At 58.9% G+C, this 14,535-nt stretch carries 15 protein-coding genes; 5 read left to right on the top strand and 10 right to left on the bottom strand.

What is annotated here, in order from left to right; genetic code table 11:
• Positions 1–33: 33 nt before the first annotated feature.
• Together KQ933_RS25365 and KQ933_RS25360 are read right to left on the bottom strand one after the other, a co-directional pair.
• Positions 34–930, bottom strand: coding sequence for an AraC family transcriptional regulator (locus tag KQ933_RS25365; protein ID WP_216760567.1), 897 nt, complete (start codon positions 928–930; stop codon positions 34–36).
• 493 nt (positions 931–1,423) lie between these two features.
• The gene (locus tag KQ933_RS25360; RefSeq protein WP_113184802.1) at positions 1,424–1,570 is read right to left on the bottom strand and encodes a DUF1127 domain-containing protein; all 147 of its coding nucleotides are present in this window, start codon (positions 1,568–1,570) and stop codon (positions 1,424–1,426) included.
• Between the two features lie 648 nt (positions 1,571–2,218).
• Between KQ933_RS25360 and KQ933_RS25355 the strand changes: the two genes are divergently transcribed.
• Positions 2,219–3,148, top strand: coding sequence for a TIGR03571 family LLM class oxidoreductase (locus KQ933_RS25355; protein WP_216760566.1), 930 nt, complete (start codon positions 2,219–2,221; stop codon positions 3,146–3,148).
• A gap of 4 nt (positions 3,149–3,152) precedes the next feature.
• Here the strand turns inward: KQ933_RS25355 and KQ933_RS25350 are convergent, their stop codons facing one another.
• On the bottom strand, positions 3,153–3,929 hold the full coding sequence (locus KQ933_RS25350) for a DUF1194 domain-containing protein (protein WP_216760565.1): 777 nt from the start codon (positions 3,927–3,929) through the stop codon (positions 3,153–3,155).
• 228 nt (positions 3,930–4,157) lie between these two features.
• Between KQ933_RS25350 and KQ933_RS25345 the strand changes: the two genes are divergently transcribed.
• Positions 4,158–4,400 carry a DUF6074 family protein gene (locus KQ933_RS25345; protein WP_216760564.1) on the top strand — a complete coding sequence of 81 codons (243 nt, stop codon included), beginning with the start codon at positions 4,158–4,160 and terminating at the stop codon, positions 4,398–4,400.
• A gap of 6 nt (positions 4,401–4,406) precedes the next feature.
• On the opposite strand, the gene KQ933_RS25340 is transcribed toward KQ933_RS25345, so the two are convergent.
• Complete coding sequence (locus KQ933_RS25340) at positions 4,407–4,709, bottom strand: hypothetical protein (protein WP_216760563.1); 303 nt, start codon at positions 4,707–4,709, stop codon at positions 4,407–4,409.
• A 428-nt stretch (positions 4,710–5,137) separates the two neighbouring features.
• Between KQ933_RS25340 and KQ933_RS25335 the strand changes: the two genes are divergently transcribed.
• The 3 genes from KQ933_RS25335 (at position 5,138) to KQ933_RS25325 (ending at position 8,079) form a co-directional block, all read left to right on the top strand.
• Positions 5,138–6,169 (top strand): HlyD family secretion protein, encoded by a 1,032-nt coding sequence (locus KQ933_RS25335; RefSeq protein ID WP_216760808.1) that lies wholly within the window; start codon positions 5,138–5,140, stop codon positions 6,167–6,169.
• Between the two features lies 1 nt (position 6,170).
• Positions 6,171–7,781 carry a DHA2 family efflux MFS transporter permease subunit gene (locus KQ933_RS25330; RefSeq protein WP_216760562.1) on the top strand — a complete coding sequence of 537 codons (1,611 nt, stop codon included), beginning with the start codon at positions 6,171–6,173 and terminating at the stop codon, positions 7,779–7,781.
• A 106-nt stretch (positions 7,782–7,887) separates the two neighbouring features.
• Positions 7,888–8,079: a hypothetical protein gene (locus KQ933_RS25325; RefSeq protein WP_216760561.1), complete on the top strand. Its 192-nt coding sequence runs from the start codon at positions 7,888–7,890 to the stop codon at positions 8,077–8,079.
• A gap of 57 nt (positions 8,080–8,136) precedes the next feature.
• Here the strand turns inward: KQ933_RS25325 and KQ933_RS25320 are convergent, their stop codons facing one another.
• The 6 genes from KQ933_RS25320 to KQ933_RS25295 all read right to left on the bottom strand — a co-directional run bounded on the left by KQ933_RS25320 (position 8,137) and on the right by KQ933_RS25295 (position 14,282).
• Complete coding sequence (locus KQ933_RS25320; protein ID WP_216760560.1) at positions 8,137–9,207, bottom strand: ABC transporter ATP-binding protein; 1,071 nt, start codon at positions 9,205–9,207, stop codon at positions 8,137–8,139.
• Positions 9,204–10,031 carry a carbohydrate ABC transporter permease gene (locus KQ933_RS25315; protein WP_216760559.1) on the bottom strand — a complete coding sequence of 276 codons (828 nt, stop codon included), beginning with the start codon at positions 10,029–10,031 and terminating at the stop codon, positions 9,204–9,206. The genes KQ933_RS25320 and KQ933_RS25315 overlap by 4 nt, the downstream gene beginning before the upstream one ends.
• Positions 10,028–10,930, bottom strand: coding sequence for a carbohydrate ABC transporter permease (locus KQ933_RS25310; RefSeq protein ID WP_183725325.1), 903 nt, complete (start codon positions 10,928–10,930; stop codon positions 10,028–10,030). Before KQ933_RS25310 ends, KQ933_RS25315 begins: the two co-directional genes overlap by 4 nt.
• A 104-nt stretch (positions 10,931–11,034) precedes the next feature.
• Positions 11,035–12,267, bottom strand: coding sequence for a sugar ABC transporter substrate-binding protein (locus tag KQ933_RS25305; protein ID WP_216760558.1), 1,233 nt, complete (start codon positions 12,265–12,267; stop codon positions 11,035–11,037).
• Between the two features lie 66 nt (positions 12,268–12,333).
• The gene (locus KQ933_RS25300) at positions 12,334–13,236 is read right to left on the bottom strand and encodes a sugar phosphate isomerase/epimerase (protein ID WP_216760557.1); all 903 of its coding nucleotides are present in this window, start codon (positions 13,234–13,236) and stop codon (positions 12,334–12,336) included.
• Positions 13,237–13,247: 11 nt separating this feature from the next.
• Positions 13,248–14,282, bottom strand: a complete 1,035-nt coding sequence (locus KQ933_RS25295) for a Gfo/Idh/MocA family protein (RefSeq protein WP_216760556.1) — start codon at positions 14,280–14,282, stop codon at positions 13,248–13,250.
• Between the last annotated feature and the right edge of the window lie 253 nt (positions 14,283–14,535).

Below are 14,535 nucleotides of genomic sequence, written 5' to 3'. Positions count from 1 at the left end.
CCGGTCCCGCCTGCATCCTGCGGGCGGGACTGCTTACGAACGGATCTGCCGGATCCGCCGCCAGGCGGCAGGTGTATCGCCGACGATCTGGCGGAAGACCTTGGTCAGATGCGCCTGATCGGAAAAACCGAGCTGAGCGGCGATATCGGCGACAGCAAGTTCGCTTTCGATGAGCAGCGTCTTGGCATGGTCGATCCGTTTGCCGAGCTGCCATTGCAGCGGCGTCTTGCCCGTCGTCTGCTTGAAGACGTTGGAAAACCAGCTTTCAGACAGGCCGACTGTCTCTGCCATCTCGGCAACCGTCAGGCGGCAATCGCTCAACCGTTCGACGCGGGCGATCAGCTTATTCATCTGCGCCTGGGTCAGCCGGCCATTCGGTTGTTCGACACCCTGTCGAGGAATATCCAGCAGACCGCTGACGATACTGCCGACAAGGCTCTCGCCAAAGATCTCATGTTTCGACGGGCTGGAGACCTCGTCGACGACGAGGCGGGCAAGCGTTTCGATCGCTCCGGTGTCCTGCATCTCGACCGGATTGCGAAGTGCCGTCATCGCCGCGGAATTGCCGACCGAAGGCGCGAGATATCTCAGGAGCCGGTCCTTATGCATGTGCAGATTGAGATGCGAGAATCGGTGCGTCGTGCCGCTCGTCGTCCACATCGGCATGCCGGGCGGAACATAGACCGCCCGCGTCATGGGCCGGTAATGCTGCTGAAAATCACCGTCGCGATTCGACATGCGGATCTGAGACGAGACATCGCTGAAGAAGATCATGATGCGCGGATCGTCCGAGAGGTAATAGCCCCTGGCGCCCGACTGGCTTTCGGCTTCCCAGAAGACACTCACGAGCCCGTCGAACTGGCGCCACTTGACCGGCGCCATCACCCGGATGCCTTCGGTATGCCAGACCATGGAATGCCAGAAACTCAAACTATGGATCCATCCTTGCTCGGCATCGACGACATCGTGCTTTTCATCCCGGCTTCTAAGCCAAAATTAACATGAGTTCAATTATCATGTTTATGGAACGCGGCAAGCGGCGATAGAAGGCCGGTGTGTGATCGCTGTAAAAAATATGACTACGCTCTTGGAGATGACCGGCAGATGAGGCAAGCGCCAAAAAATAAGGCGTCTGCCGAGGGAGGAGATCCGGCAGACGCCTTTTATGACGCGTGGCGACGGGAGGAGGATGCCGCCACGTAGACGCTGGCTCGGGAGGAGGTAAGCCGCGCCTCGGACGAAGCGACAAGGGAGGAGTTTCATCGCTTCGTTGAAAGAAGATATACGCTGAGCCCTGCCATTCTTCTAGGCACATATTTGCAAGGCTGCCATGCGCTATGCGTCAGGCGAAAGGCTCGCCAAACAAAAAACACGCCCGCCTTGGGCAAGGCGGGCGTGTTTTTGAATTCATTCAGCAGCGATCTTAGCGGCCGACGGCTGCGCGCGCGACGTCGCGGATATCGCCACGTGCGATGCCCAGGTCATTCAGCTCGCGGCTCGACATACGGCCAAGCTCAGTAACGGTTTGACGATACTTGCGCCAGTTGTTGAAGGTGCGTGCGATGCTCATTTCAATCCCCTTTCCGTGGGTCTAGCGACAGCTGCCAGGTGGCGGCGCTTCGTTCGCTTCGATGAGAAATATATAATATGGGACTGCGAGAATGAGTAGCGTTTAGACTACAGCTCACCTATGCAGCTGATGCATGGCGGAATGAGACAACAGCCTATTCCGGCGCCGTTCCCCTATTCGCGAGTATAGTTGAAGGAAGACCGGCCAAACCCCACGTGAATTTACAATCCTCCAATGCCGGTCAAGGACACATCAGATGTCTAGCTCAGTCTGCGAAACCTATCCTGGAATATGTAGTAAATCCCGCCTCGCCCAACCTCGCCCTACCCGCCTCCTCCATCCAGCAAACGACAACAGCCGGACCGCCGCACGACCGCATATCGCTCCACCCACTGCGTCTCTCACATCGGTCAACAATCCCCTGTCAGTCATCGAAGCCGGATCGGTTATCTCGATGCTGGGATTGCTCATTTTTGCTGCTCATGAGGAGATCGTGGCGATTGCTCCGGCGCTCGCTTTCGCTCTCGATCAGTTTTTTGCAAGCGCGCCGGTCGCACTCTGGTAGTGACCGCCGGTCTATAGTGTTCCGGCTATTGCAAACCTCACTGGGATCACCCACGTGCGGGCAGGCAACGCAGGAAACGACGGATGCTCTTCGAAGATTCACGGCTGACGGTTGGTGTCGTTCTCCCCATGCAGGCGCGGCAACGGCAGGACATCGACTTCGGCCTTCAACTGGAGCTTGCCCGGCGCGCCGATGAGCTTGGCTTTGCAGCCATATGGGTTCGTGACGTCCCCTTGAACAGTCCGGCCTATCCGGATCCCGCAGGTCATTCCGACCCCTGGGTCCTGCTTGGCGCGCTCGCCGCGTCCACCCGATCGATCACGTTGGCGACAGGCGCGATTGTCCTGCCGTTTCGCCATCCCCTGCACGTCGCCAAGGCGGCCCTTTCGATGGACATACTTTCATCGGGCAGGTTCGTCCTCGGCCTCGGTTCCGGTGATCGTCCGTCGGAGTTTTCAGCATTTGACCGCAATGTCGACGACCGCCGGGAATTGTTTCGGGCGAACTGGGCCGCTCTCGAAGACGCGCTTGACGACCGCGTTGGCAACCAGACAGACGAGAACCAATTCGAAATCCGGCCGCGCAGCGGCCGCCGCATTCCCTTAGTCGCAGTCGGTTCATCCTCGCAGTCGCTCGAATGGATCGCCAGAAACGCTGGAGCCTGGATGACCTACCATCGACCGTTCGCCGCACAGAAAGACCGGATCGCTCTATGGCATGGGGCCGTGCAGCGCACGACCGACGAATTCCGCGGAATGGGCCAGGCCATGGCGCTCGAGCTCGTCGATACATCTGCCGACCGTCTCGAAGACATCAATCTCGGGTATCGGGCGGGGCCGAATGGATTGCTTGCCGCTCTTGTGGCCCTCCGCGAGCTCGGTGTGCATCACGTCGCGTTCAACCTGACTGCGGACAGTCGTAAGGCGTTCTCCGACCTCGAAACCATCGCAAGGAAGGTCCTGCCTCGGCTGGAGCAGGCTGGACCTGTCGCCGCAATTTCGAAAGCACGATGAGCACTCAGCGATCGAAGAAGTTCTGCCACAGTTTTTCGCCGACAAGACAGTCCGTTGTCGGTTGATTGGCCGCCTTGCGGATCTGTGATCGGGGCTCAAGGCCGCTGATTTCCCAAACCAGCTTCCTGCGGACCGCAACTGCGAAATCCTCGATCTTGTGAACCGGCAAAACGAAGGAGCCGGGGCCGCCGATGACGCAATCGGCATAGTATTTATCGAGCCCCTCCGGCACATCGGATGGTCTCAGCATAATGGCAAGGCCATTGATGACGGCGCCCGTCCTGAGCGCCGTGTCGCGGGCAGGCGTGACGGGGTCCCCCGAATTGTTGGGACCATCGCCGGAAACGTCGATCACTTCGCGATTGCTTTTGTAGGGGCTGGCGGCGAGCATCGAGACGCCTTGAACGATCGCTGCGGATATGGATGTGCGGCGCTGGGTGGCAATCGGCCTCGCTTCGAGTTTGTCGGCGAAATCCAGCGCATCCCTTTCCGTTTCGATCACCTGCCAGTCGAGGACGGAGCCCGGTACGACATAGCCGGCCCATTCAAAATAGCTGATGGCGATCCGTCCGGTCAGCCCTCCTTTCACGGCGTCGAGGAACTCCTTGTGCCTGAGCGCCTCGACATAACCCTCGCGCTGTATGCGGACTTCCTCGTAATCCATGGAGCGGGACGTATCGACGGCCAGCACCAGCTCGACGTCGACTTCATTTTGGCTTGATTGCGCGATCGTGGCGGCAGCGCCAGACAGGCTCGCGAGCATCGCAAGTGTTGTCAGCATCATCACTTCCCATCACTGCGTTATCTTCAGAACTCTAACATAGCTTGACGCGGCGGCGACCGCCGCCGCCGGAGTGTATTGTGTCAATTTTCGGTGATGTGGGGTGCCATCGAACGAAGGGGCAGCATTTGAGGAGCCATGTCTCCGCGATCGGCTTCACCACTTGTGAAGAACTCATAGCCATTCTGCGGGACACTTGGCGATTCGCCCAGCAATGACGGAGATAGCATGCCGCTTCTGCAGTTTCCCGCCGACCGACGCACAGCCGATATCAGGCGCTGCGCAGAGGCCCTTCAGAACCTTCACGGCGAGGCCGCCAACCGCTTCTGGCGGTCGGAGATGGCCGGGTTCGCGGCCAATTTGAAAGAACAAGGCTGCAGCGATGCTGAGCTCTCGAGGCAGGCCGCCCTGTTTATGGATGCGGTCCAGATGGAGCTTCAAGTCGTCTACGCCACAGCGGCCGAGCGATAGAAAACACTAATTGGGAAAGCGGTTGTAGAATGATTGCGGGTCATAAACGCACTCGTAGTCGAGCACGCACATTTCCCCGTTGGCCGCGCGCACTCTGGCCACGCTATATTTATCGCCTAACCGGCATCGCGCAGGCGGGTAACGGAAACTCCGGCCGCCGATGCCCATACGAACAAAGACGGCCTTTTTCTGCTGGATAATCTGCGCGAGCTCACGGCAGGAATGGTCGCGGGCATTGACCTCGACGGCCTCGACGGCAAAGGCAGCCGTGGGGAGCAGAGCAGCGGCCGCTAAAATCAAACGTCTCATAACACCTCCTTGGCGGGTCAGCAGCGCCTGCGGTCTTCAATCGCAACAGCAGTGCTGATGGCGCACGATAAAGGTAGGATTGGGGCGACTGACAAACCAGATCGGTCGATCCACATTGAAGACGCGCGGGCTTCAGATCTTGCCGCGGGAGGCTGAGCCCAGCGTCTTCAATTGCTCGTAAATACGCGCCCTGCCTTCACCACCTGGAATTGTCCCCCAGTTGCGAGCCCACAGGTACGTTGCGACATTTTCGACCGGAACCAAAGCCGATGATCCGGCGTTGGTTTCCGGTTTTCAAACTGAAAGACATTGTCGTGCCCCAGAACCAGCCCGCCTTTGCCGGGCAAGATCAGTCCGCCGATCCCGCAAAAAACGAAGCCCCGGCCAAGGCAATCGAGAAGGACAAGGAGGCCGAGAAGCGGCCTTCAATGATCAGGCGCCATCCGGTCGCGACGCTTCTCATCGTTCTTGCGCTGATTGTTCTTGCTGTCACCGGCTATTTCATCTGGCTCATCTATTTCCATCCCTACGAGACGACGGACGACGCCTTCGTCGATGCCCGCAGTTTCTCCGTCGCGGCCAAAGTGTCGGGTTATGTTTCGGATGTTCCCGTCTCCGACAACCAGCATGTCGACGCAGGCGCAGTCATCGCCAAGATCGATCCCCGCGACTACCAGATCGCGTTGGATCAGGCGCATGGCCAGGTCGGTGTCGCGAAGGCAGCGATTTCTAGCGCCGAAGCACAGATCGCCGCCGCAGCTGCAGCGATCGACGAGGCCAAGGCGCAGCAGACCTCCGCGGAAGCCGCCCTTCAGTATGCGCAGGATGAAAACGACCGGCAGCAGCAACTGGTGAAAAGCGGCGCCGGTTCAGAACAGGCCGCACAGCAGGCGGCATCCACGTTGCGGCAGGACAAGGCAAGTACCGCTCAAGCGCAGGCAAGCGTCACCTCGGCCATCAAGAACAAGGCGGCCGCGGAAGCGCAACGAGCAAGCGCTGTCGCCGGCCTGCATCAGGCCGAAGCCCAGGTCGAAGCCGCCGAACAGAACCTGAGCTACACGACGATCACGGCCGCCCAGCCCGGCCGCATCGTGAAGCTCAGCGGCTCGAAAGGGCAATATATTCAGGCGGGACAGGCAGTCTCCATGTTCGTACCCGATGAAATCTGGGTGACGGCCAATTTCAAGGAAACCCAATTGACGGATATGCGACCGGATCAGCCTGTGGATGTGACGATCGATGCCTATCCGGATCACGTCCTTCATGGTCGCGTCGATTCCGTTCAGCCCGGTTCGGGCACAGCCTTCTCGCTGCTTCCAGCGGAAAACGCCACCGGCAATTATGTGAAGGTGACCCAGCGCGTTCCGGTCAAGATCGTCATCGACAACTGGCCGAAGGATGTGGCGATCGGCCCCGGCATGTCCGTGGTGCCGACGGTAACCGTGCGCCCGAGGAACTGACATGAGTGATGCCGCAACAGCGGATGGCACCCCGACATCGGGTGCCAGGATTGCCAATCCATGGCTGATCGCACTTGTCGTTTCGCTCGCCACCTTCATGGAGGTTCTGGATACGACGATTGCCAATGTGGCGCTGCGCTACATCTCCGGCGGTCTTGCCGTCAGCGCCGACGAGGCATCATGGGTCATCACGACCTATCTCGTTTCCAACGCCATCATTCTCGTCGCCAGCAGCTTCATCGCCAAGCGTGACGGGGGGCGACGTTTCTACCTGCTCTGTCTTGCGACATTTACGGTTGCTTCCATCTGTTGCGGCCTTGCCTGGAACCTGCAATCCCTGCTGATATTCCGCATGATCCAAGGCTTCGCCGGCGGTGGCATGGTGCCGATCTCTCAATCGATCCTGGCCGACTCATTCCCGCCGTCGAAGCGTGGCCAGGCCTTTGCCCTTTTCGGCGTCGCCGTGGTCGTGGCCCCTGTCATCGGGCCAACGCTCGGCGGCTATCTCTCTGACAATTTCTCCTGGCACTGGTGCTTCCTGATCAATGGGCCGGTCGGCCTCTTCGCCTTCGTCCTCGTCTATTTCCTCGTCAACGAACCGGATTCACTGCGGCAGGAGCGGGCAAACATGCGCAAACAAGGCGTGCGGTTTGATATTGTCGGCTTCCTCCTGGTCGCGACCTTTCTCGGCGCATTGGAACTGGTTCTCGATCGCGGCCAGACGGAAGACTGGTTCGATTCCAATTTTGTTGTCACGATGACTGCAGTCTGCGTTGCCGCCCTTGCTCTCTCCATCCCATGGCTGATGAACACAACCAACCCGGTCGTTGACGTACGCTTGCTGGCAAGTCGGCAATTCGGCTCCTGTTTCATCGTCATGCTTGCGACCGGGGCGATCCTGATTGCCACGACCCAGTTCATTCCGCAGGTCCTGCAGCAGAATTTCGGTTATACGGCGACTTGGGCCGGGCTGGCACTTTCGCCCGGCGGCCTGGTCACGATGTTCATGATGTTCGTAGCGGGGCGGATCTCCAACAAGGTTCAGCCAAAATATCTGATCGCTATCGGCACTGCGATTATTGCGTTCGCTATGTATGATATGACGCGGCTCAATGCCGACCTGAACTTCGGCTTCTTCGTCTGGTCGCGCATCTATCTCGGCTTGGGTCTACCGCTGATCTTCATTCCGATGACTTCTGCCTCCTATGATGGCTTGAGGCCCGATCAGACGGATCAGGCTTCTGCTCTCATCAATGCGGCGCGCAACACCGGTGGCTCGATCGGCGTTTGCATCGCATCAAACGTGCTTGCCCATCGGGAGCAGTGGCACCAAAGCCGGCTGGTCGAACATATCATCCCCTCCGATCCGGCCTACAATCACGCATTGCAGGGCGCGACGCAATATTTTGCCGACAGAGGTGCGGGAGCCGTCGACGCACAATCGCAAGCCATGGGCTGGATCGGCCAGCAGGTGCAGATCCAGGCGAGCTATCTCGCCTATATCGACGTTTTCCACACGCTCATGTGGCTCTCGCTCGCCGTGCTGCCGCTCGCCTTCATCCTGCGCAAGATCAATCTCGATGAAGGATCGAGCGGACCAGCGGGCCATTGAACTGCTCTTTTTCAACAACCCTTTATATATCCCCTGATCTGGGGGTTCATTCGAATCGCCGGATACACTATATTCACGGCGTGATATTCACACGAGACAGGTACTGATGACCCCAGAAATGTCCGGCTTTGAATGCACCCGCGGCAATGCCGTTTCCGGCAAGCTCAGGCTTTCAAGCAAACTCCCCTACTTTATCGTCGCAGGACTTGCTGTCGCCATGTGGGCAAATTCCAGCGAACAGGCTCGTGATACAGAGGTGGCAGCCAAGCAAGCTACGCCGGCCTCGCTCGCTCGATAAGAACGGCAATATCCCGCAGCTAATCGCTGCGGGAACTGATCCGGCAGAAGCCGGATCTCAAATTCTGACGCCGCTCGCCTCATCGAAGAGATGCACCTGCACCGGATCGACTGTCATACCAATCGTCTGGCCCGGCTGAACCGTTCCCCTGCCTGTTTCGACGATAGTCAGTTCAGGGGTCGTTGCGGCGGTGATGAAGGTCGAAGACCCCGTGGATTCGACCACGTCAACCGGAACATCAAAACTCCCCTGCCCTTGACCGGTAATGCCGATATGCTCCGGGCGGATGCCGGCTGTGACGCTCCGGCTGGGCTGGAGCTGATGGTCTATAGAAATCTGCGGCCTCACCGAACCGAGATCGAGCGTCAGGCTCTTGCCATCCTCGCCGACGATTGCCGGTATGAAGTTCATTGCAGGTGAACCGATGAAACCGGCGACGAATTTGTTGACGGGCTTGTCGTAGAGGTCGAGCGGCCGGCCCTGCTGCTCGATGATCCCATCACGCATGACGACGACATGATCGGCCATGGTCATCGCCTCGATCTGGTCGTGCGTCACGTAAACCGAGGTCGCATGCAGACGATCGTGTAGCGAGCGGATCTCCTTACGCATATGGACACGTAGCGCCGCATCAAGGTTGGACAGAGGTTCGTCGAAGAGGAAGGCCTTTGGGTGGCGGATGATGGCGCGGCTCATGGCAACGCGTTGGCGCTGGCCACCGGAGAGTTCACGCGGATAGCGTTCCAGCAGATGCGAAAGGCCCGTGGTGGCCGCAACCTCCTCGGCCGCCTTCTTCGCCTCCGCTTTTGCAACACCCCGCATACGCAGGCTATAGGTGAGGTTTTCTTCCACGGTCATATGTGGATAGAGCGCATAGGACTGGAACACCATGGCGACATCGCGCTTGCGCGGAGGCACGCCGTTCATCAACTCGCCGGCGATCTTCAGGCTGCCGTCAGAAATGGTTTCCAGGCCGGCCAGCGAGCGCAGTAGGGTCGACTTTCCGCAGCCGGATGGGCCGACAAGTGCAACAAAGGTACCCTTGGCGATGGAGAGATCGATATTTTTCAGTGCGTGAAAGGCGCCGTAATATTTGTTGACGCCGGCAAGCTCGATCTGAGGGGTCATTTGAGGGCTCCCGAGGTGAGGCCGGACACGATGCGGCGCTGCAAGAGAACGAAGATGGCAAGGATCGGCGTCACATACATCGTGGCATAGGCCATGATGTTGTTCCACTCATTGGTATTCGGTCCCATGAAGGAATTGAGCCCGACGCTTGCCGGCTGAAGCTCGGCGGCCTGGATCATCGACTTGGAATAGACGAACTCGCCGAAGGCCTGCATGAAGATGAGGATGGCGCTGACCAGAATGCCGTTGCGGGCAAGCGGCAGCACGATGTTAAAGAAGGCGCCGACGCGCGAATTGCCGTCGACGAGGGCCGCCTCCTCCAGTTCCATCGGAACCGCCATGAAGGTGGCGCGCACCAGCACGACGAAGAAGGGCATGCTCTTTGCGGCAATCGCGATGATGACGGCAAGCCGAGGATAATTCAGCATACCGATCTGCGAGAAACCGACAAAGATCGGCGTAATCATCAGCGATGCCGGCAGAACCTGCAGCATGAGGATGAGGAAAAGACCGATATCCACCCAGATGTTGCGGTAGCGCGCCAGCACATAGGCGCAACCAACGCCAAGCACCGTGATGATGACGACCGCGCCGATCGCGATCACCAGCGAGTTCCAGAGATAGAGACCCATGTTCCGGCTTTCCCAGACATAGGCATAGGTGCCCCACTGCGGCGAGGTCGGCCAGAAGCTTGGCGGTGTGGCAAACATCTCCGAACCGCTCTTCAGCGCGGTGATGTACATCCAGTAGAGCGGGAAAAGATAGATCGCCGCCATGATAATGGCGATCATGAACATCAGGCGATTGCGTGCAGTCTCGCTCATCCGCGCACCTCGTGGCGGGTCGAGCGGACATAGACCACGGAGGCGAACATAACGAAGACGATCATGATGACGGAAATGGTCGCGCCCTTGGCGAAGTCATATTGGCGGAAAGACAAATCCCAGGCCCAGTATTGCGTGACGTTGGAGGAGTTGTTCGGCCCGCCCGAGGTGATGGCGGCAAAGAGGTCGAACTGCTGGAGTGTGAAGATTAGGCCGAGTGCGATGATGGCGCCGATCGTCGAACGCATCATCGGCAGCGTAATCGTCCAAAAGCGCTGCCAGGCGGTGGCGCCGTCGAGTTCGGCCGCCTCGTAGAGATCGCCCGGAATGCCCGAAAGGCCGACGGAAAGCAGGATCATGTTGAACGAGGTGCCGAGCCAGACATTCGCGATGATGACGGCATAGAGCGAATAGTGCGGGTCCGAACGCCAGAAGATATTGCCTGAGATGATGCCGCTTTCTTTCAGAATGAAGTTCAGCACGCCGAAGTCACCCGAGAGGATCCAGTTCCAGATAGCACCGACGACGAGGCCGGGCATGACCCAGGAGACGAGAAACAGACCGCGCAGCCAGGAGGCGCCGGGGAAGTTCACCCAGAAGAACAGCGCCAGACCGAAACCGATCAGGAATTGGCCGGCGATCGAGCCAACGACGAAGATCGCCGTATTGTACAGGATCGGCAGCGTTTCAGGCTGCGCAAAGAGATCCACGTAATTCTTGAAACCCACCCACGGGCGCGAGAAGGTGCCGAGGCTGAACATGTCAACCTCCTGGAAGCTCATCACCACATTGTAGATGAGCGGCAGGCCTGCCATCAGGAACAGAAAACCGAGCGGAAAGGCGACGAGCACGATATCGAAACCGCGGCCATCCCTGATGCTGGAAAAGGTCCTTCTCATGGGTCCTCCAATGCTCCGAACGGGGCTGCCTTGGCCGATGCCTGAGCAGCCCCTTCCGGGAGGAAAAGGGGGATGGCCGTCAGGCCATCCGGTGATGCGGGAGATCAGCCGAGAACCGCCTTGATCTTGTCGGCAGCCTGATCAAGCGCATCCTTCGGGCTCATCTGGCCGGTCAGTGCGGCCTGAATGGCGTCCTGAATCGCCTTGGAGATCTTCGGCCACTGCGGATGCGGGCCGCGCGGCTTGGCATATTTCAGCTGTTCGAGGAAAACCTTCAGCGCGGCATCCTTCAGCGGCTGGCCGGTCTCGGGGATGGAGATGTCGGAACGGGCCGGAAGCTGGCCGAAGTTCTTGAACATCTTGTCGTCCTGCGAGGCGAAATATTCGAGCGCCTTGAAGGCTTCGGCGGGATGCTTGCTGGTCGAGAAGATCGCCCAGTTGAAGTCACCCATGGCCGAAGAGCGTTCAGCGCCTTCCTTCGGAACCGGCAGCAGCGTGACACCCCAGTCGAACTTGGCTTCCTGAACCATGCGGTCCAGTTCCCAGGGTCCGGAAATCGCCATGGCGGCATTGCCGGAATTGAAGGTGCCGGTCGAATCCCACTGGCCGCGGGTCAGCGTATCGGGCGAGGCGAGCTTCTCGTCCATGATCGCCTTCCAGACTTCGAGTGCCTTGACCGCACCGTCGGCATTGATGTGCTCATAGCTGCCGCCGCCCATCTGCGCCCAGGGCAGGAACTGGAAAGTGCCTTCCTCATTGGCCTTGGCCGAGAAGGCAAGACCGTAGACGTTCTTTGCCGGGTCGGTGAGCTTACGGGCATCCTCGACGAGCTCGTCCCAGGTCTGCGGCGGCTTGTTCGGATCGAGGCCCTTCTCCTTGAACATGTCCTTATTGTAGTAAAGCGCGATCGTATTCGTCGCCTTCGGCACGCCGAAATATTTGCCATCCCATTCGACCGATTTCAGCGGCCCGGGGAAATAATTCTCGGGTTTGATGACCTTCGAATTCTTGATCATGTCGGTGAGATCAAGAAAGGCGCCACGCGAAGAAAACAGCGCATGCTCGGGATTGTCGACAGCGATAATATCGGGGGCCTGGCCGGTAGCATAGGCGCGCATCGCTTCGGTAACGACGTCATCGAATTGGATCAGGCGATATTCGATGGTGATGCCGTTGTGCTGGTCGTTGAATTCCTTGACCAGGGTCGGCGCCGGCTGGGTATCCTTGTCCAACGACCAGAGCGTCAGCTTGACGTCTTCCGCCTTGGCGGAAAGGCCGAAGAGCGACACGCCGGCAAGAGCCAGCACGCCCAGAACTGCAAATTTGCGGATAGCCATGGTTCTCCTCCTTTGTGGTTATCCTTGCGATGGCCGGCGATTTCCTCCACGCCGGGCCACATTCTCTCACACCGGATCGACGACGAAATCGCCGCCCCGGGCATGTTTCAGATGATTGAGTGCATAGACCTGACCGGTCATTTCAAGGGCGTCGCGATAGACCGGATCATGCCAGCCCTCGATGTCGATGGAGCCGGACCAGCCGGCAAGCCGCAGTTCGGAAATGACATCTGTCCAGTTGCTGTCGCCAAAGCCCGGCGTGCGCATGAAGACGAACTTTTCCTTGCCGAAGATGCCGTGCTCCTTGATGACATCCCAACGGATCGTCGCATCCTTGCCGTGGACATGGAAGATCTTGCTCGCCCATTTGCGGATCTGCGGCAGCGGTTCGATCAGATAGACCATCTGATGGCACGGCTCCCATTCGAGGCCGATATTGTCGTCGGGCGTCTCGTTGAAGATCAGTTCCCAGGCATCCGGATTATGGGCAATGTTCCAGTCACCGGTTGCCCAGTTGCCGTCCATGGCACAATTTTCGAAGGCGATCTTGATCCCCTTATCGGCGGCGCGCTTGGCGAGTTCGCTCCAGATCTGCTTGTAGCGCGGCAGGCTCTCGGTCAGCGGCTTGTTGCGGATGCGGCCAGTGAAGCCGGCAACGCAGGTGGCGCCGAAATGATGGGCGTTGTCGATGCAATCCTTCCAGCCCTGCAGTGTCTGCAGGTCCATCTCGGTCTCCTCGAGCGGATTGCCGAACATGCCGAGCGTTGAAATCGTGATGTCGCGATCGCCGATCGCCTCCACGCTGCGCTTGCCGAGTTCGGCAAGATCCTGACCGTTGGTCGTCTGCCAGAAGAAGGGCTCGAAGCTTTCGAAACCCATATCGGCGATCTGCGCTATGCGGTTGTCGGCGCCGCCCTTCGAGGCGCTGACCATGGTACCGATACGAATGGCTTTGGCGGGGTTGCTCACGTCATCTGTCCTTATGCTGAAATGTCGACGCGCCGCCCGGTCTTGGCGCTTTCGATCGCCCCGAAGACCATAGCGAGGCTTCTGATATTGTCGGAACTGACCGTCTCCGGCCGCTTTCCGGTGCGGATCGCCTCGACGAAGCTTGCGATCACGCTGGCGTGGCCGTGGGTTTCCTCGGCACGTTCAGGCGCCGGAACCTCGACGGGTGAAAAGCCGTGAAGCAGTCCTGGTTCATTGCCGGAGACAGCCGCCTTGAAACCATCCTCACCGTCCCAGGTCAGCATGCCGTTCGAGCCGACGATGCGCCACTGGCTTTCCCAGCTCGTGCGCTCGCCTTCCGCGCACCAGGAGCCGCGATAAGTGAAGACGACGTCGTCGGAGAATTCGAAGGTGGCATTGGCCGAAGCGCCGTGGCGATACCAGGAACCTTTGGGATTGCGTTCGACGCAATAGACTGCGAGTGGCTTCTTGCCGGCCACATAGCGGGCGGCATCGAACGTGTGGATCGCCATGTCCAGCAAAAGGACATTGTCCATCTCTTCACGGAACCCGCCGAAATGAGGAGCGATGAAGAAATCGCAATGAATGCCCGTCAGATCGCCGATCGCCCCGCTTTCGACGAAGCGACGCAGGCGGCGCACGCCGGCAATGAAGCGGCGGTTCTGGATGATCGCGTGGATCTTGCCGGTCTCGGCGGCGAGATCGATGAGTGCGGCCCCTTCGGCAAGCGAAGTCGCCATCGGCTTCTCGCTGAGCACATGGCAGTCGGCCCTCATGGCCGTCGAGACGATATCGAAACGGGCAGTCGGGATAACGACGTCGAAGACGACGTCGGCCTTGGTCTCGGCAATGACGGCAGCGAGATCGTTACCGATGCGAGCCGCGCTCAAGCCGAATTCGTCGGCGAGCTTCTCGGCGGCGGCACGGTTGACGTCGACAAGGCCGACGATCTCAATCGCCTCAGCAAGATCAGGCGTTTCCTTAATAGCGCGCAGCCAGCCTTTGGACATAGCTCCGCACCCGCACAGAACGGCATTCAATTTCACGATTTCCTCCAGCGGTGCGCTTCAGATTCCTCCCGAAACGCCTTCCGTAAACGTTTACGATACTAAGCGGAAACGTTTGCTACTGTCAATCCCGCCGTCGCTCGACAAAATATTGCGAAAAATCACAATGCGAACGGGCGTTTAGGCAAACCTTCGGCGATGCAGCAACAGATTTTTTTCAAATTGCGTAAAAATGCATTCCGCCTTCACGGCAAATGCTTTCCGTAAACGTTTTCCCATGGCAATAAGATGA

Source organism: Rhizobium sp. WYJ-E13 (assembly GCF_018987265.1).
In the GTDB taxonomy this organism is placed as follows: domain Bacteria; phylum Pseudomonadota; class Alphaproteobacteria; order Rhizobiales; family Rhizobiaceae; genus Rhizobium.
This window is presented reverse-complemented; position numbering and strand designations above follow the sequence as displayed.